This is a genomic window from Mycobacterium colombiense (genome assembly GCF_003284935.1).
Taxonomy (GTDB): domain Bacteria; phylum Actinomycetota; class Actinomycetes; order Mycobacteriales; family Mycobacteriaceae; genus Mycobacterium; species Mycobacterium arosiense_A.
On record NZ_QMEV01000030.1, the window covers coordinates 1 to 20,282 of the forward strand.

Annotated in this window: 21 protein-coding genes; 10 read left to right on the top strand and 11 right to left on the bottom strand. The window is 70.6% G+C overall.

Annotated features, from left to right (window positions below):
- Positions 1-245: hypothetical protein (locus DQP57_RS14605; protein ID WP_430919258.1), on the top strand; the 245-nt coding region annotated here is incomplete at its 5' end.
- 1 nt (position 246) lies between these two features.
- Positions 247-1,002, top strand: coding sequence for an endonuclease VIII Nei2 (gene nei2 / locus DQP57_RS14610; protein WP_112633623.1), 756 nt, complete (start codon positions 247-249; stop codon positions 1,000-1,002).
- A 138-nt stretch (positions 1,003-1,140) separates the two neighbouring features.
- Here nei2 and DQP57_RS14615 read toward each other — a convergent pair whose 3' ends face one another.
- Positions 1,141-2,058 carry an extracellular catalytic domain type 1 short-chain-length polyhydroxyalkanoate depolymerase gene (locus DQP57_RS14615; RefSeq protein ID WP_112633624.1) on the bottom strand — a complete coding sequence of 306 codons (918 nt, stop codon included), beginning with the start codon at positions 2,056-2,058 and terminating at the stop codon, positions 1,141-1,143.
- Positions 2,059-2,249: 191 nt separating this feature from the next.
- On the opposite strand from DQP57_RS14615, the gene DQP57_RS14620 reads away from it, so the two are divergent.
- The 3 genes from DQP57_RS14620 to DQP57_RS14630 all read left to right on the top strand — a co-directional run bounded on the left by DQP57_RS14620 (position 2,250) and on the right by DQP57_RS14630 (position 3,768).
- Positions 2,250-2,615, top strand: a complete 366-nt coding sequence (locus DQP57_RS14620; protein WP_112633625.1) for a DUF732 domain-containing protein — start codon at positions 2,250-2,252, stop codon at positions 2,613-2,615.
- An 82-nt stretch (positions 2,616-2,697) separates the two neighbouring features.
- Entirely contained in the window at positions 2,698-2,904 is a 207-nt protein-coding gene (locus DQP57_RS14625) for a hypothetical protein (RefSeq protein WP_112633626.1), read from the top strand.
- Between the two features lie 204 nt (positions 2,905-3,108).
- Positions 3,109-3,768, top strand: a complete 660-nt coding sequence (locus tag DQP57_RS14630; protein ID WP_112633627.1) for a DUF5994 family protein — start codon at positions 3,109-3,111, stop codon at positions 3,766-3,768.
- Here DQP57_RS14630 and DQP57_RS14635 read toward each other — a convergent pair.
- From DQP57_RS14635 to DQP57_RS14660, 6 genes are all read right to left on the bottom strand, one after another.
- A complete protein-coding gene (locus DQP57_RS14635) occupies positions 3,699-4,847 on the bottom strand; it encodes a PPE family protein (protein WP_112633628.1) in 1,149 nt (382 codons plus the stop codon). The genes DQP57_RS14630 and DQP57_RS14635 overlap by 70 nt on opposite strands.
- 170 nt (positions 4,848-5,017) lie before the next feature.
- Positions 5,018-6,163, bottom strand: a complete 1,146-nt coding sequence (locus DQP57_RS14640; RefSeq protein ID WP_112633629.1) for a PPE family protein — start codon at positions 6,161-6,163, stop codon at positions 5,018-5,020.
- Between the two features lie 208 nt (positions 6,164-6,371).
- Complete coding sequence (locus DQP57_RS14645; RefSeq protein WP_112633630.1) at positions 6,372-7,178, bottom strand: MBL fold metallo-hydrolase; 807 nt, start codon at positions 7,176-7,178, stop codon at positions 6,372-6,374.
- 38 nt (positions 7,179-7,216) lie between these two features.
- Positions 7,217-8,083, bottom strand: a complete 867-nt coding sequence (locus DQP57_RS14650) for a pseudouridine synthase (RefSeq protein WP_112633631.1) — start codon at positions 8,081-8,083, stop codon at positions 7,217-7,219.
- Positions 8,084-8,093: 10 nt separating this feature from the next.
- Entirely contained in the window at positions 8,094-9,851 is a 1,758-nt protein-coding gene (locus DQP57_RS14655) for a glycerol-3-phosphate dehydrogenase/oxidase (protein WP_112633632.1), read from the bottom strand.
- Between the two features lie 73 nt (positions 9,852-9,924).
- Positions 9,925-11,340 (bottom strand): NAD(P)H-quinone dehydrogenase, encoded by a 1,416-nt coding sequence (locus DQP57_RS14660; protein WP_112633633.1) that lies wholly within the window; start codon positions 11,338-11,340, stop codon positions 9,925-9,927.
- Positions 11,341-11,421: 81 nt separating this feature from the next.
- On the opposite strand from DQP57_RS14660, the gene DQP57_RS14665 reads away from it, so the two are divergent.
- Together DQP57_RS14665 and DQP57_RS14670 are read left to right on the top strand one after the other, a co-directional pair.
- Entirely contained in the window at positions 11,422-11,901 is a 480-nt protein-coding gene (locus DQP57_RS14665; RefSeq protein WP_112633634.1) for a gamma-glutamylcyclotransferase, read from the top strand.
- A 203-nt stretch (positions 11,902-12,104) separates the two neighbouring features.
- On the top strand, positions 12,105-12,932 hold the full coding sequence (locus DQP57_RS14670; RefSeq protein WP_112633671.1) for an alpha/beta hydrolase: 828 nt from the start codon (positions 12,105-12,107) through the stop codon (positions 12,930-12,932).
- A 4-nt stretch (positions 12,933-12,936) separates the two neighbouring features.
- Here DQP57_RS14670 and DQP57_RS14675 read toward each other — a convergent pair whose 3' ends face one another.
- The 3 genes from DQP57_RS14675 to DQP57_RS14685 are packed head-to-tail and all read right to left on the bottom strand — an operon-like array spanning position 12,937 to position 15,964.
- Entirely contained in the window at positions 12,937-14,115 is a 1,179-nt protein-coding gene (locus DQP57_RS14675; protein ID WP_112633635.1) for a M20 family metallopeptidase, read from the bottom strand.
- Positions 14,112-15,302 (bottom strand): M20 family metallopeptidase, encoded by a 1,191-nt coding sequence (locus DQP57_RS14680; RefSeq protein ID WP_112633636.1) that lies wholly within the window; start codon positions 15,300-15,302, stop codon positions 14,112-14,114. Before DQP57_RS14680 ends, DQP57_RS14675 begins: the two co-directional genes overlap by 4 nt.
- A 47-nt stretch (positions 15,303-15,349) precedes the next feature.
- Entirely contained in the window at positions 15,350-15,964 is a 615-nt protein-coding gene (locus DQP57_RS14685; RefSeq protein WP_205869136.1) for a cutinase family protein, read from the bottom strand.
- Between the two features lie 287 nt (positions 15,965-16,251).
- Here DQP57_RS14685 and DQP57_RS14690 point away from each other — a divergent pair, with 287 nt between their 5' ends.
- A complete protein-coding gene (locus tag DQP57_RS14690; RefSeq protein WP_112633638.1) occupies positions 16,252-17,067 on the top strand; it encodes a purine-nucleoside phosphorylase in 816 nt (271 codons plus the stop codon).
- Between the two features lie 3 nt (positions 17,068-17,070).
- Positions 17,071-18,651 (top strand): phospho-sugar mutase, encoded by a 1,581-nt coding sequence (locus tag DQP57_RS14695; RefSeq protein ID WP_112633639.1) that lies wholly within the window; start codon positions 17,071-17,073, stop codon positions 18,649-18,651.
- On the opposite strand, the gene upp is transcribed toward DQP57_RS14695, so the two are convergent.
- Positions 18,542-19,276: a uracil phosphoribosyltransferase gene (upp, locus tag DQP57_RS14700; RefSeq protein WP_112633640.1), complete on the bottom strand. Its 735-nt coding sequence runs from the start codon at positions 19,274-19,276 to the stop codon at positions 18,542-18,544. The genes DQP57_RS14695 and upp overlap by 110 nt on opposite strands.
- A gap of 164 nt (positions 19,277-19,440) precedes the next feature.
- On the opposite strand from upp, the gene DQP57_RS14705 reads away from it, so the two are divergent.
- Positions 19,441-20,271: an alkaline phosphatase family protein gene (locus DQP57_RS14705; RefSeq protein WP_112633672.1), complete on the top strand. Its 831-nt coding sequence runs from the start codon at positions 19,441-19,443 to the stop codon at positions 20,269-20,271.
- Positions 20,272-20,282 lie beyond the last annotated feature (11 nt).

Genomic DNA, 20,282 nt, shown 5'->3' on the forward strand with positions numbered 1-20,282 from the left:
AGCTGGCCTGGTTCCTCGAGCGCGGCGGCCGATCGCTGCTCACCTTCACCGACGACCCGGCCGCCCATCACGCCGCGGCGACGGCGCTGGCCGACCTGGTCGCCGCCCGCCGCGTCGCCTCGATCCTGGTCGAACGCATCGACGGGGCGCCGGCGCTGCAGCCCCGCGCCGACGGGCCCGGACCGGTCGACGCCCTGTCCGACGCCGGCTTCGCCCGCACGCCGCGCGGGATGCGGCTGCGCTGACATGCCCGAGGGCGACACCGTCTGGCACACCGCCGCCGTGCTGAGCGAGCACCTGGCCGGGCGCACGCTGACCCGCTGCGACATCCGGGTCCCGCGGTTCGCCACCGTCGACCTCACCGGGCAGGTCGTCAACGAGGTGCTCAGCCGCGGGAAGCATTTGTTCATCCGGGTGGGGCCGGCCAGCATTCACTCGCACCTGAAGATGGACGGCAGCTGGCGGGTCGGCAACCGCCCGATGCGCGTCGACCACCGGGCGCGCATCATCCTGGAAACCGGCACCGCCCGGGCCGTCGGCGTCGACCTGGGCGTGCTGGAGATCCTGGAGCGCGACCGGGACGGCGACGCCGTCGCGCACCTGGGGCCCGATCTGCTTGGCGAGGACTGGGATCCGACACTCGCCGCCGCCAACCTGACGGCCGACCCGGACCGGCCGATCGCCGAGACGCTCCTGGACCAGCGGGTGCTGGCCGGAGTCGGCAATGTCTACAGCAACGAATTGTGTTTCCTCACCGGGCATCTGCCCACCGCGCCGGTGCGCGACCTCGCCGATCCCCTCCGGCTGGTCTCGCGCGCGCGGGACATGTTGTGGCTCAACCGCTTCCGCTGGAACCGGTGCACCACCGGCGACACCCGGCCGGGGCGGCAGCTGTGGGTCTACGGGCGATCGGGGCAGCCTTGCCGCCGCTGCGGCACACCGATCAAGTTCGACGACGCGACCGAACGGGTGACCTACTGGTGTCCGTCGTGTCAGCGCTGAGGCTAGTCCTGATGGCGGCGACCCGTCCCCCGCACGCGGGAGGCACCCCCGGCGCCCGGCTTCGCCGCGCTTGCGATCGCCGCTAGTCCTGATGGCGGCGACCCCCGGCGCCCGGCTTCGCCGCGCTTGCGATCGCCGCTAGTCGCGGGCGTGCGCCAGGAAGAACTGGGCGATGGCCTCGGACCCGTCGAGCGCGCGGGTGGTGGGGCCGATGACGGCCGCCGGCAGGTACTGCTTGCCGCCCGGCCAGGTGTGCCCGCCCCGGTCGATCTTGTAGAACACCACCTCGGTGTTGGCCGCGCACCCCGTCGACTCGTAGCGGTGCACGACCGTGCCGTCGCGGACGTCGGGCAGCGCCTCCATGGCCGGGTCACCCTGGCAGCGGTCGGCCGAGCGCCACTTGTCCACCATGGCGTCCGCTGAGACGGAGTGGCTCAGCCCGCCGCGCCCGCGCACCGCCCCACCCTCGAAGGGCACCAGCGGGTCGGCGGTGCCGTGGGCCGCCCAGACCGACACCGGCTGTGACGGGTTGCAGGCCACCCCGACGCCCAAGGTGCCGGCCACCGGCGCGACGGCGGCGAAGACGTCGGCCCGGTCGCAGGCCAGCCGGTTGCTCATGAAGCCCCCGTTGGACATCCCGGTGACGAACACGTGCCCGGGTGCGATGCCGTAGTCGTGCTGCAGCTTGGTCACCAGCCCGACCAGAAACGCCACATCGTTGATGTGGCGGCGATCGGCGGGTGCGGCGCCGCGACCGTCGGCCCAGCTCTTCTCGTAACCGTCGGGGTAGACCACCAACAGGTCATGGGCGTCAGCAACGGAGTCGAAACCCGTCAGGGCGCGCTGCGAGATCCCGGTACCGCCGCCGCCGTGCAAACTGAGCACCAGCCCGACGGGGTCGCCCGCCGGCACGTGCAACATGTAGGTTCGGTCCATGCCGTTGGATCGAAAGGTGCCCGGAATGTCTCGAGCGCTCGCCGCCGACACGTGCCGCACGCCGCAGCCGACCACGCATATCGCCACCACAGCGAGCCACAGCCACCGCGCGTATGCCATGTCGTCAGATCACCGGCAGCGCGCCCGCACGGGCTCGCCGGTAACGCGCTTGCGACGCGGGAGCAAACCCTTGTGTGGCACACACCGCATTATCGGCGATCCCGCACCGGGCCGTTCCGCGACATGCAAGCATGCGAACTAGCCCCGCCTTCAGCAAGCAACGGCACTTCTGTTCCACGGGAGTATCAGAAATGACGACCACCCAGATGCGCAAGCCCAGCCGGGCGCGCTCGCTCCTGGCGATCGGCGCCGCGCCGGTCGCCGGGCTGCTCGGCGTGCTGGCCGCAGCCGCGACCGCGAACGCCACCTCCGCCGACGATGCGTTTCTGGCCGCGCTGAAGGCCAAGGGCATCAACTACGAGTCGCCCGACGCCGCGGTCAACTCCGGGCACACCGTGTGCCACGAACTCGACATGGGCCAGTCACCGGAACAGGTCGCCAACAACGTGTTGTCCAGCAGCACGCTGGACAGCTACCACGCCGGCTATTTCGTCGGGGTCAGCATCAAGGCGTACTGCCCCAAATACGCGGATTCGGCCGGTTCTTCCGGGTCCTGAAATTTACCGCCGGTTGACAGGCTCGTGATGCAACCGCGGATAAAATTCGAGGTATCCACAACCAAGAAGCTCGGGGCCGACAATGATTCCGAAACTTTTGGTCGGTGTGGCCGGCATTGCGATCGCCTTCGGCGCGTCGGCCGCGGCGGCGGCCAGCACCGACCCCAACCCCTTCAGCCATCTCAGTTGCGCCTGCCAGGATTCGGATCCACCGGGTAGCCCCGCCCTGCGGGACAAGATCAATCAAGGTGTCCACCAAGGGATTTCGGCCCCGTCCGTGGCGCGGTAGTCCGGTAGGCTACAGCCAGTCGCGGCGCCTGAACATCACGTAGAACTCGATGCCGTCCTGCGCCATGCCGCCGCGCCACACCCGACCGGAAACGTTCGAAGCGATCTGTACCCCGGCATCTTCTCAACCGTTGTTCACGATCGGTAAACCCGCCGGCCACTCGCCCGCGCCGCGGTCGCCGACTAGCCGTGCTGATCTTATCCAATGGAGCGATCAAACCGGTTGCAACTCAAGCCTTATCGGGCCGTGTCCGAGCACATCGACGGCGCCTGGTGGCCGCGGTCGACCAACCTGGTCGACGAGGTGGCGGGCCTGGCGGCGTCGCTGGCCGACCGGCTGGGGCGGATCGTCATGGTGGGCTATCACCGCAACGACTGGCACAACACGCCGGCGCTGGCGCAAACCGACGACCACACAATCGAATTGCTGGGCTTCACCAGCAACGAGCCGGCCAGCGTCATCGTGATGGGCGAGAACGGCCGCCACATCACCCTGCAAGTCATCCGGCCGGACACCGAGGAGGACGCCGCCCGTCGGGCACTCGAGGCCGTGCGCGCGCCCGCCGACGAGGCGGCCCCTCCGGCCGTCCCGGGCGCGGTTGGCCGGTCGGTGACCGACGTCGCCGACAAGCTGGCCCGTCACGAGGGGCTCGGCGATGAACGGCGCACCGCTCAGATCAGGCGCTGGTGCGACGAGACGGCGCAACGATTCATCGACGCACCGGTGCAAACCTTCGTCCCCATCCTGGTCGAGCACATCGTCCGCAACCGCATGATGGAGTCGCGCAGCCCGCGCTATCCCGCCGACGGCGGCCTGTGCATCACGGTGCCCGGAAGCTCGGCGCCGTACTCGATATCGTCGTAGTCGCGTCCCTTGCGCCGCCGGCCGCTCGCCGAGCCGCGGCCCGGACGCACCGGGGCCATCGGGAGCATGGGGGTCTGTCCGGGTCCCGCGGGCAGCGCGGAGGCCGCCGACGTCAGTTGCACCGGCGCCGAAGATTCCAGCATGCCCACCGTCGCCGGCGGCATGGTCAGGTTGCCGAGCGAGACGCCGATGCCCAAAGTCGCGCGGGGCGCCATGGAGGATCCAACGGCACCGACCAGGCTGGCGTCCGCCGAGGACAGCGCGGCGGCGTCTTCGGACAGGCCGCCGAAGATGTCGGCGGCCACGCCGCCCTGCAGGCTTTGGGCGGCGTTGACCTGGGCGATATAGCTGAGCAGGTTGATGGGAAAACCGCCCGCGATGAACTGATTTCCCCAGGTGCTGAAGTACTTGAACCAGCCGGAGTCCGGATCGAGGCCGAAGGCGCTCGAGGCGGCGAGGTCTTCGCTGGCCCCGGAGATGTCGGCCGCCGTCATGATCCCGGAGTCGGTCGTGGTCGTGGCGGGCACCATCGCGGTTTGCATCGTCACGCCCGACGGACTGGTCACCGGCGGCGGCGGTGTGAAGGTCGGCGGTTGGACGGCGCTCGCCGAGGTGGCGGCGTAACGGACCATCGCCGCGGAGTTGTTCACCCACATGGTCTGATATTCAGCCTCGGTTTCGGCGATGGCCGGGTAGTTGATCCCGAAGAAGTTGGTGGCCAACAACATCGCCAGCCGCGCCCGGTTGGCAGCGACCAACGAAGGATGCACCACGGTCCAGTGCGTCAACTCGAAGGCCGTGGTCATGACCTGAACCGAGGTGGCGACCTGCTGGCACTGCTGGGCGGTGACGCGCAACCAGTCGAGGTAGGGCTCGAGCGCCTGGGCCATCGCCAGGGCGGACGGGCCGTGCCACGTCGTCATCAGCCCCAACAACTCCGCGGTGTAGCTGCTGGCGGATTGCTCGAGCTCGGCGCTGAGCTCCTGCCAGACGCCGGCGGCTTCGATCCATGACCAAGCGCCGGGTCCAGAGTGGATCAGCGCCGAAGTGATCTCCGGCGGCAGTATCCCGAAATCCATGAACCTTTACCTTGGGGAAGAACGTGGGTGGGGCCGACGCTGTGCGTCGGCCCGTCCGGTACTAGAAGAGTGGGTGACGGCGGGACATCGTGGTGTCCTGCTGCTGGTCGCCGTTGACCTGCCCGGTGGCGGGGTACGGCGTCCGCAGTCGTGGGGCGCCATCGTCAAGGTCATCCCGCCGATGGGTTACGAGGCATCACTTTGCCTTTGACCTCCTGGCCGAGGGCAACGTCCTCGTACTTCTGCTGTTTACGTTTTCGCCAGCCGGTGCCGGCCGAGGCCGTCGTCGGCGGCACCATCATCGGCATCAGCGGGAACCCGGATTCCGCCGGCAGCGGCGAGGCGGCGGACGCGAGTTGCACCCCGGTCTGGGTGCCCGGCAACAGCCCCACCACGGCGGGGGGCGCGGTCAGCTTGCCCAGCGACACCCCGACGCCCATCGCGCCCGAAGGCGCCATTCCCGCGCCGACGTCCTTGACGGCGCTGGACAGGCTCGCCGTGGCCGCGCCCAGGCCCTCGGACAGGCCGGTGCCGATGTCGCCGCCCACGCTCTGCAGCGCGCTGGCCGACGAGTTCTGCGCGAGGTAGCTCAGCATGTTGATCGGGAAGCCGGACGAGATGAACTGGTTGCCCCAGGTGCTCCAGTAGCCGAACCACCCGCTGTTCGGATCGCCGTCGCTGCCGAAGATGCCGGCCGAACTAAGGGCGTCGAGTATCGAGCTGGTCGACGACGAGCCCGCGGCGTCGTTGGTGGCGAACGCCACCGCTTGTTCCTGGTTGGCGGTGCCGTCCGCGGTCGTCATGGACAGGGGCGAGGCGAACTGCGAGAGCTGCGTGGTCGCCTGCGAGGACGACGCCTGGTACCGGCTCATCGCCGCCGAGTTGTTCGCCCACATGGTCTGGTATTCGTTCTCGGTCTCGGCGATGGCGGCCGTGTTAGTGCCGAACCGGTTGGTGGCCAGCAGCTGCGCCAATCGCGTCCGGTTGGCGGTGACCACCGCCGGAGGCACTATCGAGGCGCGGGCGGCGGTGAACGCCGACGCGGCGGCCTCTGCCGAGGTGGCCATCTGCGCGGATTGCTGCGCGGTCTCGCGCAGCCAGAGCAGGTAGGGCTGGACGGATTGCAGCATCGCCATCGCCGACGGCCCGTCCCAGGACTCGATCAGCGACGACAGCGTCGAGGCATAGGTGGAGACCGAATTCTCCAGCTCGACCGCGACGCGTTGCCACGCGCCGGCGGCCTCGATCAGCGAGCCCGCGCCCGGCCCGGTGTGGATGAGCGTCGAGGTGACCTCGGGGGGTGCAAAAAGATCCATCACGTCTCACAATGCCCACGCTGAGAACGCCTCAGCAAATTTGCGTTGACCACGCCGCGAAGAACCGTCAAACTCTGCACGTCGAAGCCTGTCACCTGCGGTCGGTACCTCCCAGTTCGACTGCCCGGTGTTAGGACACCCTATACCCAAAGCTGAGAGCGATTTGACATTTGCTGGCCAGGGGCACTACTCGAAAGCGGCCGCCTTCCTACACGGTCACCGCGGCGCCGCGGTTCACCGCGACGATCCTGTCCCCCAGGCCCCTGTGCTCCATCTCACGGGTGAAGTCGGCCAGCGGCGACGCGAAGACGCTGTAATCGTCGAAGTGCACGGGGATGGCCTTGGGCAGGGCCAGCATCGCGACGAGCTCGGCGCCCTGGCGGCCGTCCATAGTCACGGTCAGCCCGAACGGCAGCCGCCCGCCAGCCGGCAGCCGGGTGCCGCCGAGGTGCAGCATGCCCGCGTCGATCGGGTCGAAGCGGGCGGGAATCTCCTTGAGCTCCTCGATCAGCAAGGTGTCACCGGAGATGTAGAGCCGTCGCCGAGGGGCGCCGGCGCCGTCGTCGAACTCCAGCATGGTGCCCATCACCGGCGGGAGTAGCCGCTGGCTCCATCCCGGCGCGTGCCGCCCGGGCAGCGACGTGAGGGTGAGCGCGGCGCCGCCTTTGGTCATCGTGTGCTGCTGCCACGTCCGCAGGCCGCGCGCCTGGGCGAAGCCGCGCCTGTGCAGCCGCTGGGCGGCGTGCGGGGTGGTGACGACGGGCAGCCCGTGGTCGAGGCCCCGCTGCGACACCCTGTCCCAATGGTCGCCATGCATGTGGGAGAGCACGATCGCGTCGATCGGTGGCAGTTCGTCGATGCGCAGCGCCGGCTCCTTGAGCCGCTTGGACACCAGGCCGTGGCCCAGGTAGGCGCGTTGCCCCCGGTGCAGGAAGTTGGGATCGGTCAGCAGCGTCAGCTCGCCCGCGGAGATGAGTGTGGTCGCGTTGCCGACGTACGTGACGGTGATGTCCATAGCCGCGGGCTACCCGGTCCCGCGGCCGTCCACGCGACCTAGGGCTCCAGGCGACGGCTGACGAATTCGCGTCGCTCACCGGTGCGCGGATCGGTGAACTCGATGCGTTGCGCCAGCAGCCGCAGCGGCGTGCTGAAGTCGTCGGCGGCAACGTCGACGACGTCGGGATACAGCGGGTCACCGTCGATCGGTATCCCCAGGGCCGCCATGTGCAGCCGCAGCTGGTGGGTGCGCCCGGTGCGCGGGGTCAGCCGGTAGAGCCCGTCCGGCGATAGCAGCTCCACGTGCGTCTCCGCATTGGGCGCACCGGGCTCGATGACCGACTGTAAGTTGCCGCGGCGCTTGATGATCCGGTTGCGCACCAGGCGGGGCAGCTCCAGCTGCGAGTCGACGGCGGCCCGGGCCAGATAGGTCTTGGTCACCAGTCCGCGGGAGAACAGCGTCTGGTAGGCGCCGCGGACCTCGCGCCGCGCGGTGAACAGCAGCACCCCGGCGGTCAGCCGGTCGAGCCGGTGCGCCGGGCTCAGCTCGGGCAACCCCAAATCGCGGCGCAGCCGCACCAGCGCGGTCTGCGCGACGTGGCGCCCGCGCGGCATGGTGGCCAGGAAGTGCGGCTTGTCCACGACCACGACGTCGTCGTCGCGATGCAGCACCGGGATGTCGAACGGGACGGGCACCTCGTCCGGCAGCTCGCGATACAGGTAGACGCTCGCTCCCGCGGGAAGCGCTGTGGCGCAATCGATTACCGTACCGTCGGCGCCGACGACCTCGCCGGCCAGCACCTTGGCGCGGGCCCGCGCGCCGAACCGGGCGGTGAGCTCGGCCAGCACCGGCCCGCCCCGCAGCCGCACCCGCGCCGGGCCGAGTCCGTCCCGCACCGGCAGTGGCGCCGGCCGCCCGGCCATTGTCAGGACCTCAACTGAGCGGGACCGGCTCGAGGATCTCGGCGCGCGCCTCGGGCGCGCTGGCCCGCAATTCGTCGGCGGACACGTCGTCGGGCTGCGCCTGGGACAGGATCTCGGCCTCCACCCGGGCGGAGTAGTTCGCGACCTCACGCTCGATGTCCTCGGCCGACCAGCCCAGCACCGGCGCGACCACGTCGGCGACCTCGCGGGCGCAGTCGACGCCGCGGTGTGAGTATTCGATGGAGATGCGCATCCGGCGGGCCAGGATGTCCTCCAAATGCAGTGCGCCCTCGGCGGTCACGGCATACAGCGCCTCGACCCGCAGGTAGCCGGGCGCCTCCTTGATGGGGGTGAGCAGATCGGGCCGTTGCGCCGCCAGGCCCAGCACGTCACCGATCAGCGAGCCGTAGCGGTCCAGCAGATGACGCACCCGGTAGGGGTGCAGGCCCTGCAGCTCGGCGACGTGTTCGGCCTGGTTGATCAGCGCGAAATAGCCGTCGGCGCCCAGCAGGCTGACCTTCTCCGTGATCGACGGCGCCACCCGGGCCGGAATGAATTGGGCCGCAGCGTCAATCGCGTCGGCGGCCATCACCCGATAGGTGGTGTACTTGCCGCCGGCGATGGCGACCAGGCCCGGCGCGGGCACCGCCACGGCGTGCTCCCGGGACAGCTTGGAGGTCTCCTCGCTCTCCCCGGCCAGCAGGGGGCGCAGCCCCGCGTACACGCCGTCGATGTCGGCGTGGGTCAGCGGGATGGCCAGCACCGTGTTCACGGTTTCCAGGATGTAGTCGATGTCGGCCTTGGTGGCCGCCGGATGGGCCAGGTCGAGATTCCAGTCGGTGTCGGTGGTGCCGATGATCCAGTGGCTGCCCCACGGGATGACGAACATCACCGACTTCTCGGTGCGCAGGATGATCGCGACGTCGCTGACGATGCGGTCGCGCGGCACCACCACGTGCACGCCCTTGGACGCCCGGACCTGAAATCGCCCGCGCTGCTTGGACAATGCCTGGATCTCGTCGGTCCACACGCCGGTCGCGTTGACCACCACGTGGCCGCGGACTTCGGTGATCGCGCCGTCCTCGGAGTCGCGCACCCGCACACCCGTTACCCGGTCGCCCTCGCGCAGCATGGCGACCACCTGGGTGGAGGTCCGCACCACCGCGCCGTAGTGCGCGGCGGTGCGCGCGACGGTCATGGTGTGCCGGGCGTCGTCGACCACCGTGTCGTAGTAACGGATTCCACCGATCAGCGAGCTGCGCTTGAGGCCGGGGCTTAGCCGCAACGCGCCGGCGCGCGTCAAATGCTTTTGTGCCGGAACAGATTTCGCGCCGCCCAGCCGGTCGTAGAGGAAGATGCCCGCCGCGGTATAGGGACGCTCCCACCACCGATGCGTCAGCGGGAACAGAAACGGCATGGGCTTGACCAGATGCGGCGCCAGCGTGGTCAGCGACAGCTCACGCTCGTAGAGCGCCTCGCGCACCAAGCCGAACTCCAGCTGTTCGAGGTAGCGCAGGCCGCCGTGGAACATCTTCGACGAGCGGCTCGAGGTGCCCGAGGCGAAGTCGCGCGCTTCCACGAGCGCCACCTTGAGGCCGCGGGTCGCGGCGTCCAGCGCGCAGCCCGAGCCCACCACGCCGCCGCCGATCACCACCACGTCGAACTGCTCAGTGCTCAGCCGCTCCCAGGCCAACGCGCGTTGCCGAGGTCCCAGCGACGAAGCCGTCCAGGTTTGTGCGCTACCGGGTGCCTGAATCGGGTTGCTCACGGCAGAGGACTCCGCACTGGGGAAACTCCTGTCGGTTACTCGTCAGTAGGACGTGCTGCACCAAGGCTAACCGCTAATCCAGATCGTCGTGCGCCATCAGCCGCCGCGCGGCCTCGGTGATCGAGCCGGACAACGAGGGGTAAACCGCCAGCGTCTGCGCCAATTCGTTGACGGTGATCCGGTTCGTCACCGCCACCGCGATCGGCAGGATCAGCTCGGAGGCGATCGGTGCCACCACCACGCCGCCGATCACCACGCCGGTGGCCTGGCGGCAGAACAGTTTGACGAAACCCTGCCGCAGGCCCGACATCTTGGCGCGCGCGTTGGTGCGCAACGGGAGCATGACGGTGCGGGCCGGCACCGAACCGTCGTCGATCATCGTCTGCGGGACCCCGACGGCCGCGATCTCGGGCCGGGTGAACACCGTCGCTGCCACCGTGCGCAACCGGATCGGGCTGACACCCTCGCCCAGCGCGTGATACATCGCGATCCGGCCCTGCATGGCCGCGACCGAGGCCAGCGGCAGCAGACCGGTGCAGTCCCCGGCGGCGTAGATGCCGGCCACCGACGTCCGCGACACCCGGTCCACGGTCAGGTAGCCGCCGCGGCCCAGCTCGATGCCGACCCGGTCCAGGCCCAGGCCGCCGGTGTTGGGGACGGAGCCGATGGTCATCAGCGCGTGGCTGCCCTCGACCGTGCGCCCGTCGGCCAGGGTGACCAGCACGCCGTCCTCGGTGCGGGTGACCGACTGCGCGCGGGCGTTCTTGACCAGCTCGACGCCGCGCTCGGAGAACGCCTCCTCCAGGACCAGCGCGGCATCGGCGTCCTCGTAGGGCAGCACCCGGTCGCGGCTGGCGACCACCGTCACCGGCACGCCCAATTCGGTGTAGGCGTGCACGAATTCGGCTCCGGTGACCCCGGACCCGACCACGATGAGGTGCTCGGGCAGCGCCTTGAGGTCATAGAGCTGGCGCCAGGTCAGGATCCGCTCGCCGTCCGGCGGCGCCGACGGCAGCACCCGCGGGCTGGCGCCGGTGGCGATCAGCACGACGTCGGCCTCGAACTCCTGGGTGGAGCCGTCGGCGGCGGTCGCCTTGACGCGGTGGCAGGCCAGGCCGGGGGTGGGGTCGATCAGCTCGCCGCGGCCGGCCACCACGTGCACGCCCATGCCGAGCAGCTGATCGGTGATGTCGGCGGACTGCTCGGTGGCGAGTTGCTTGACCCGGGCATGGATCTGCGGCAGCGAGATCTTGGCGTCGTCGATGTCGATCTCGAACCCCAGCCGCGGAGCCCGGCGCAGCTCGGTGCGCAGCCAGGTCGAGGCGATGAACGTCTTGGACGGCACGCAGTCGTCCAGGACGGCCGCCCCGCCGATGCCCTCGGTTTCGATGACCGTGACGCGGGTCGTGTCGGGGTGCGAGGTCGCGGCCACCAGCGCGGCCTCGTAACCGGCCGGGCCGCCGCCGAGGATCACGATGCGGGTCACCACAGCCCCAACCTAACGAAGCGGCCGGGACCCCGCGAATGCTCGGGGGAAGACCCACCAGCATCGGACGTCTAAGCTTTCCCCGTGCCGCTCTACGCCGCGTACGGATCGAACATGGATCCCGAGCAGATGCAGAAACGCGCGCCGCATTCGCCGATGGCCGGAACCGGCTGGCTGCACGGGTGGAGATTGACCTTCGGTGGCGAGGACATCGGTTGGGAGGGCGCGCTGGCCAGCGTCGTCGAGGACCCGGGGTCCAAGGTGTTCGTCGTCCTCTACGACATGACACCGGCGGACGAGCACAACCTGGACCGCTGGGAGGGCTCGGAGTTCGGCGTGCACAAGAAGATCCGGTGCCGGGTGGAGCGGATATCGTCGGACACCGACACAGACCCGGTCCTGGCGTGGCTGTACGTCCTGGACGCCTGGGAAGGCGGCATGCCGTCCGCCCGCTATCTGGGTGTGATGGCCGACGCCGCCGAAATCGCCGGAGCGCCAGCCGATTACGTGCACTGGCTGCGGACCCGCCCGGCCCGAAACATCGGTCCTGGGACCAGCGCCTGACCCCGCTCGCCGGCGGCGCCCGCCAAAAACCATTCGCCCGACGCCGACCGGCAGGGTAAACAGACAGACCGACGATGCGCGCCCCGATCCGAGGGGGGCGCCGGGAGAAGGAGAATCGTCTGTCCATCCTGTCCGTACCGCTGATCGCCGACGCGGCGGCGCGCGCGTTCGCGGCCGCCATCAACCCGACTCCCAAGGCCGCCGTGCGCTTCCCGGAGATCACCGGCCGAACCTCCGAGGTCGCGATCCCCACCCGCCACGGCCCGGTGTCGGCGACCGTCTACCACCCGCCCGCGGCGACGAACCCGCCCGTCTACGTCAACGTGCACGGCGGCGGCTTCGTGGTCGGACACCCCGAGCAGGACGATCCGTGGTGCCGCTACCTGGCCGCCAACGCGGGCGTGCTGGTGATCAACCCCGACTACGCCCTGGCGCCGCGGCACCGCTTCCCCGCCGCGGTGTACCAGATCTACGACGTCGTGTGCTGGGCCGCCGGCCCCGACCGCGAGTGGGACGGCACCCGGCTGTGCGTCGGTGGCCAGAGCGCGGGCGGCAACCTGTCCGCCGCGGCGGCGCGGCTCGCGCTGGAAAACGGCGGCCCCGAGATCGCGCTGCAGGTGCTGCACTACCCGCCGCTGGACCTGGTCACGCCCAGCCGCGACAAGCCGTCCACGATCGGCAACCGGGCGATCATGAAGCCCTGGATGAGCGAGGTCTTCGACACCGCCTACATCCCCGAGCCGGCGCGGCGGCGCGACCGCCTGGTCTCGCCCGCCTGGGGCGACAACGCCGAGCACCTCGCCGGCATCGCGCCCGCGCTGGTCGTGACCGCCGAGCAGGACCGGTTGCGCGACGAAGCCCGCAGGTACGCAGAGAAACTCGGCGCCGCCGGGGCGTTGGTGGAGTACCACGAGGTGGCCGGGGTCGACCACGGCTACAACATCATGAGCGCGGCCGGCGACGTCACGCGGCGGACGTACGAGCGCATCGCCGAGCACGTCGTCCGCGCCACGGCCGCGCGACCGTCGTAGGCGCCTAGAACAGCTCGAACGCGGCCGACTGCTCGACGATGTTGGTCATCACGCGCACCCCGATCGGCAAGGCCCGCTCATCGAGGTTGAACGTCGGCTGGTGCAGGTCGAGCTGGGGCCCCACCCCCGGCCACACCCCGAGCCGCGCCATCGCACCGGGGATCTCCTCGAGGTACCAGGAGAAGTCCTCGCCACCCCCGGACTGACGGGTGTCGGCCAGCGCGTCGGGGCCGACGGCTTCGATGGCGTGGGTGAGGATGCGCGTCGAGAGGTCCTCGTTGACCACCGGCGGCACGCCGCGCCGGTATTGCAGGGTGTGTTCGATGGCCAGCGGCGCCAGCAGCCCGGAGACCGTCTCCCGGATGATCTCCTCGAGGCCCACCCAGGTCTGCCGGCTGGCGGTGCGCACGGTGCCGGCCAGCACGCCGCTCTGCGGAATGGCGTTGGCGGCCACCCCGGCGTTGACGGCGCCCCACACCAGCACGGTGCCGTTGCGCGGGTCGATGCGCCGCGACAGCACCCCGGGCAGCCCGGTGATCAGCGTGCCCAGCCCGTACACCAGGTCGGCCGTCAGGTGCGGGCGCGACGTGTGCCCGCCGGGCGAGTACAGCGTGATCTCGATCTGGTCGGCCGCCGAGGTGATGGGGCCGTGCCGGACCGCGACCTTGCCGACCTCCAGCCGGGGGTCGCAGTGCAGGGCGAAGATCCGCGACACCCCGGTGATCGCGCCGGCGGCGATGGCGTCGATCGCCCCGCCGGGCATCAGCTCCTCGGCGGCCTGGAAGATCAGCCGCACCCCGACCGGCAGCTCGGGCACCGACGCCAGCACCAGGGCGGCGCCCAGCAGGATCGCGGTGTGCGCGTCGTGGCCGCAGGCGTGTGCCACGTTGGGCATGGTGGAGGCGTAGGGGGCGTCGGTGCGCTCGGCCATCGGCAGCGCGTCCATGTCGGCCCGCAACGCGATCCGGGGCTCGTGCTCGGGCCCGATGTCGCAGACCAGCCCCGTCCCGCCGGGCAGCACCTTGGGGTTGAGCCCGGCCTCGGCCAGCCGCTCGGCGACGAACTGGGTGGTGGCGTACTCCTGGCGGCCCAGCTCGGGATAGCGGTGAATGTGCCGGCGCCATTCGACCAGCTCTTGCTGGTGGGCGGCCAGCCACGAATCGGCGGCGTCGACCAGGCTCATGATCGCGCCCCGGCCCGCCGGCGCTCCCGCGCGTCCATCACCCGGTCGCGCTGGGCGGGCGTCTGGGCGAGCTGGACCACCGTGCGCGCCAACATGATCGCGCCCTCGACGACCGCGCGGTCGGCGCTGGGGCCGGCGGCGGCGTCGGCGAAGGCGCGCTGGTGAACCATCGCCCCGCCGGCGTCGACCCCGACGATCGGGTGAATTCCCGGCAGCACGTGCGTGACGTTGCCCATGTCGGTGCTGCCCATGGGCAACGTCGACTCGTACTCGCGGGCCACCGGCTCGCGGCCGAGCCGGCACATCTCTTCGCGGAACACGTCGGCCAGCCACTCGTCGGGCCGCAGCTCGTCGTACGGGGGTGCGGGATTGTCGATGTCGTATTCGCAGCCGGTGGCCAGCGCGCCCGCGGCGAAGCAGGCGTACACCCTGCCCTCCAGCTCGCGCAGCGACTCCGATTCGACCGCGCGCATCGCGTACTGAACCGCCGCGCGGTCCGGGATGACGTTGACCGCCTGCCCGCCGTTGGTGACGATGCCATGCACCAGCTGCCCGGGCGCCAGCTGCTGCCGCAGCAGACCGATGGCCACCTGCGCGACGGTCACCGCGTCGACGGCGTTGACGCCCAGGTGCGGCGCGACGGCGGCGTGGGATTCCTTGCCGCGGTAGTTCACGGTCACCTCGGACAGGGCCAGCGACCGGGCCGCGGCGATGTCGGCCGGCCCGGGGTGCAGCATGACCGCCGCGGCGATGTCGTCGAACACCCCGGCCTTGAGCAGCAGCGCCTTGCCGCCGCCAGCCTCCTCGGCCGGTGTCCCCAGCAGCGACACCCGCAGGCCCAGCTCGTCGGCCACCTCGGCCAGCGCCAGGGCCGTGCCCACCGCCGACGCCGCGATGATGTTGTGGCCGCAGGCGTGGCCGATCTCGGGCAGCGCGTCGTATTCGGCGCAGACGCCGATGGTCAGGGGCCCGCTGCCGAAGTCGGCGCGAAAGGCGGTGTCCAGCCCGCCGGCGCCCGCGGTGATCTCGAAGCCGCGTTCGGCGACCAGCGCCTGCGCCTTGGCGCAGCTGCGATGCTCCGCGAAGGCCAGCTCAGGCTCGGCGTGGATGGCATGGGACAACTCGACCAGGTCGGCACCACGCCGCCGCACGACATCTTTGACACTGTCTAACGGGGTTGTGGGCACTCTCGCAGTATCTCACTCACCGGTCTCGGGCCCTGAGGGCCTGAAAGCTAGACCAGCCCGGCGATGAATCCGGCCGCCTGACCGGGATACGGCGGCTCCTCGTAGACGTGGTGCGCCTCCCGGTCGCGACCGCCGACGACGCAGACCGGGTCGCCGTCGCTGCACAGGTCGATGGCGCGGCCGGCGAAGGCGCCCGTCGACGACAGCGGCGTGTTGAAGCGGTTGCCGGGGTTGCCGAACACCGCGACGGCCCGAATCTTGGCGGCGAGTCCGGGATCCAGCGCGGGCGCCGACCCGAAATTGCCGATCCGCTGGCCGACCGGCGGCACCCCCGCGAGCATCGACACCGCGGCGGCGCCCTGCGAGAAGCCGCCGAGCACCAGCCGCGTCGACGGGCACGAATCGACCATCTGCGCGATGTGATCACGCGCGTCGTTGGCGCCGTCGGCGGTGGTCAGGAAGTTGTAACTGGCCGGGTAGTTCACCGCGTAGGAGTCGACGCTGCGCGATCCCAGCGCGGGTTGCAGCGCGGCGAACAGCGCGTCGCCGACGGCCCCCAGGCCGGGCGGCTCCGCGGTGCCCCGGATGAAGATGAGTTGCACGTCCGGGCAGTCCGCCTGGGCCGCCGGCGCCGGGCCCAGTGTGAGCGAAACCACTGACAGCGCAACGGCGACCGCCACCGCCATGACCGGGCCAACCACCGGCCACCTACGAAGATTCATACGGCAGATCCTGACATATACCGGCGACACCTCCCCACCGGTAGGCCCGATGGCCCGGCTCCTCACTCGCGCCGTTGCCCGCGCTCGCCGTCGCCGGGCTACGCCCGATGGCCCGGCTCCTCACTCGCGCCGTTGCCGGCGCTCGCCGTCGCCGGGCTACGCCCGATGGCCCGGCTCCTCACTCGCGCCGTTGCCGGCGCTCGCCGTCGCCGGGCTAGGGTCGGGCTGTGACCCAAACCCCGTCCGACCCAGGCGAGCTCGCGCGCCGGGCGGCCGAGGTCATCGCCGAACGCACCGGAATCGCCGAGCATGACGTCGCCATCGTGCTCGGATCCGGCTGGCCCCCGGCCGTCGCGGCGCTGGGGACGCCCACCGCCGTGCTGCCCCAGGCCGAGGTGCCCGGTTTCCGGCCGCCGACGGCGGTCGGGCACACCGGCGAGCTGTTGTCGATGCGCATCGGCGTCCACCGCGTGCTGGTGCTGGTCGGCCGCATCCACGCCTACGAGGGCCACGACCTGTGTCACGTCGTGCACTCGGTGCGGGCGGCCTGCGCGGCCGGCGTGCGCGCCGTCGTGCTCACCAACGCGGCGGGCGGGCTGCGCCAGGACATGGCCGTCGGCGAACCCGTGCTGATCAGCGACCATCTGAACCTGACCGCCCGGTCGCCGCTGGTCGGTCCGCAGTTCGTGGACCTCACCGACGCCTACTCGTCGCGGTTGCGCGAACTCGCCCGCCAGGCCGACCCCACGCTGACCGAAGGCGTCTACGCCGGGCTGCCGGGGCCGCACTACGAGACGCCCGCCGAAATCCGGATGCTGCGGACACTGGGGGCCGACCTGGTCGGCATGTCCACCGTGCACGAGACCATCGCCGCCCGCGCGGCCGGCGCCGAGGTGCTCGGGGTGTCGCTGGTGACCAACCTGGCCGCGGGGCTCAGCGGCGAACCGCTGAGCCACGCCGAGGTGCTGGCCGCCGGGGCCGCGGCGGCAACCCGGATGGGGGCGCTGCTGGCCCTGATCCTCGAGCAGCTCCCTCGGTTCTAGGGGATGACGCCCGAGGAGTGGATCGCCCACGATCCCGACCCGAGGACGGCCGCCGAGCTCGCCGCGTGCGGCCCCGACGAACTCGCCGCGCGATTCGCCCGCCCGCTGAAGTTCGGCACGGCCGGCCTGCGCGGCCCGGTGCGCGGCGGACCCGACGCCATGAACGTCGCCGTGGTGTCGCGAGCGACGTGGGCGGTGGCGCAGGTGCTGATCGGGCGCGGCCTGCGCGGCTCGTCGGCGATCGTGGGGCGCGACGCCCGGCACGGCTCGGCGGCGTTCGCCACGGTAGCCGCAGAAGTTCTTGCCGCACAAGGGTTTTCGGTGCTGCTGCTACCAGGACCGGTGCCCACCCCGGTGGTGGCGTTCGCGGTGCGCCACACCGGCGCGGCGGCCGGGATCCAGATCACCGCGTCGCACAACCCGCCCGCCGACAACGGCTACAAGGTCTACCTCGACGGCGGCATCCAGATCGTCTCCCCCACCGACCGCGAGATCGAGGCCGCCATGGCCGCTGCCCCGCCGGCCGATCGGATCGGCAGGGCCCCGGTCGAACCCGCGCGGACCGATCTGGTGCGGCGCTACCTCGAGCGGGCGGCCGGATTGCGGCGCGGCGGCGGTACGGTGCGGGTGGCACTGACCCCCCTGCACGGGGTCGGGGGCGCGGTGGCCGTCGAGGCGTTGCGGCGCGCGGGGTTCGCCGAAGTGCATTCCGTCGGAGCGCAATTCGCACCCGACCCGGATTTCCCCACCGTCGCGTTCCCCAACCCCGAGGAGCCCGGCGCCACCGACGCGCTGCTGGTCCTGGCCGCGGACGTCGACGCCGACGTGGCGATCGCGCTGGATCCCGACGCCGACCGATGCGCCGTCGGCATCCCCGACACCCAGGGGTGGCGGATGCTGTCCGGCGACGAAACCGGTTGGCTGCTAGGCGATTACATACTGTCCACCACCAGCACACCGGCCCCAGTGGTGGCCAGCACGGTAGTGTCCTCGCGGATGCTGTCGGCCATCGCCGCGCGCCACGGCGCGGTCCACGTGGAAACCCTCACCGGCTTCAAGTGGCTGGCCCGCGCCGATGAGCAGGTGCCCGGCGGCACGCTGGTCTACGCCTACGAGGAGGCGATCGGGCACTGCGTCGACCCCGCATCCGTGCGCGACAAGGACGGCATCAGCGCCGCGGTGCTGGTGTGCGACCTGGTGGCCGAGACCAGACGACAGGGCCGCACGGTCCGCGACCTGCTCGACGAGCTGGCGCGGCGGTACGGGGTGCACGACGCGGCGGCGGTGTCGCGCCGGGTCGCCGACGCCGCCGAGGCGGCCGAACTGATGCGGCGGTGGCGGAAGACCCCACCGGAAACGCTGGCGGGTTATGCCGCGACCCTCACCGACATCACCGACGCGCTGATCTTCACCGGCGGCGACGACGACACATCGATCAGGCTGGTGGTGCGACCGTCCGGGACCGAGCCGAAACTCAAGTCCTACTTGGAGATTCGCTGCGCGGTCGACGGCGACCTGAACTCTTCGCGGCGGCGCGCCCGCGCCCTGCGCGAGCGGCTGGTCGCTGCGGTGCAGAACTGGTGAACAGGTTGGGCCCGAATTGACGGTCGCCGGCATCGCCCAGGCCCGGCACGATATAGGCCGACTTGTTCAGCCCCTTGTCGACCGCTGCGGTGAACACCCGCGCGTCCGGCGCCGCTTTCTTCACCGCCGCAAGGCCTTCCGGCGCGGCCACCACGCACAGCACGGTGAGATCCGTTGCGCCGCGGCGCTGCAACAGACCGATGGTGTGGGCCATCGACCCGCCGGTGGCCAGCATGGGATCGAGGATGATCACCGGCCTGGACGCAAGCCTGTCGGGCAGCGCCTCGAGGTAGGGCACCGGCAGATGGGTTTGCTCGTTGCGGGCGACACCGACGAATCCCACCTCGGCCTCGGGTATCGCCGCGTGCGCGGCGTCGACCATGCCCAGCCCGGCCCGCAACACCGGCACCAGCAGCGGCGGCTTGACCAAGCGCGTCCCGACGGTCGGGCCCACCGGGGTGCGGATCCGCACCGACTTTCGCGGCGCGTCCCGGCTGGCTTCGTAGATCAGCATCAGCGTCAGCTCGCCCAGCGCGGCGCGAAAACCGGCGGTATCGGTGCGTTCGTCGCGCAGCACCGTCAGCCGGGCGGCGGCCAGCGGGTGGTCGATGACGCACAGTTCCATGGGGTCGAGGGTATATAACGATCGGGCAAAGCCCTCCTGACACGCTTACCGCCGTCCCGGAAAACGCCTGCGCCCGTTCATATACTCCGGGCGTGTTGGGTGAATTTCGAAGTCCGAGAAGGCTGGTCGGCCGGGTGTACCGGGTCCTGCGGCCATTGGCCGCGTTGGCGTTGGTGGCACTGGCGGCCAGCCCGTTGACGCCGCGCATAGGCCTTGCGGCAGCGGCAATTCCGCAACCCGCGCACATCGTGATTGTGGTCGAGGAGAACCGCTCCGAGAGCGGCATCATCGGCAACAAGTCGGCGCCCTTCATCACGTCGCTGGCCGCGGCCGGCGCCAACATGACCCAGTCGTTCGCCGAAACCCACCCCAGCGAACCGAATTACCTGGCGCTGTTCGCCGGCAACACCTTCGGCGTGAACAAGGACCTGTGCCCGGTCAACGGCGGCGCCGCACCCAACCTGGGATCCGAATTGCTCGCCGCGGGCTACACATTCGTCGGCTTCGCCGAAGGCCTGCCCGCGGCCGGCTCACCGGTGTGCAGCGCGGGCAAGTACGCGCGCAAGCACGTGCCCTGGGCCAACTTCACCAATGTGCCGGCGGCGAACTCGCTGCCGTTCACCGCGTTCCCGATGGGCAACTACGCCAGCCTGCCCACGGTGTCGTTCGTCATCCCCAACAACGACGACAACATGCACGACGGCTCGATCGCGCAGGCCGACGCCTGGCTGAACCGCAACCTGTCCGGCTACGCCAACTGGGCGGCCGCCAACAACAGCCTGCTGATCGTCACGTTCGACGAAGACGACAACTCCAATGTCGGAGGCAACCGCAACCAGATCCCGACGGTGTTCTACGGCGCCCACGTCCGGCCCGGCAGCTACAGCGAACAGATCAACCACTACAACGTGCTGTCCACGGTGGAGCAGATGTACGGGTTGCCCAAGACCGGGTACGCCGCCAGCGCCGCGCCCATCACCGATATCTGGGGCTAGCTCGACGGTGG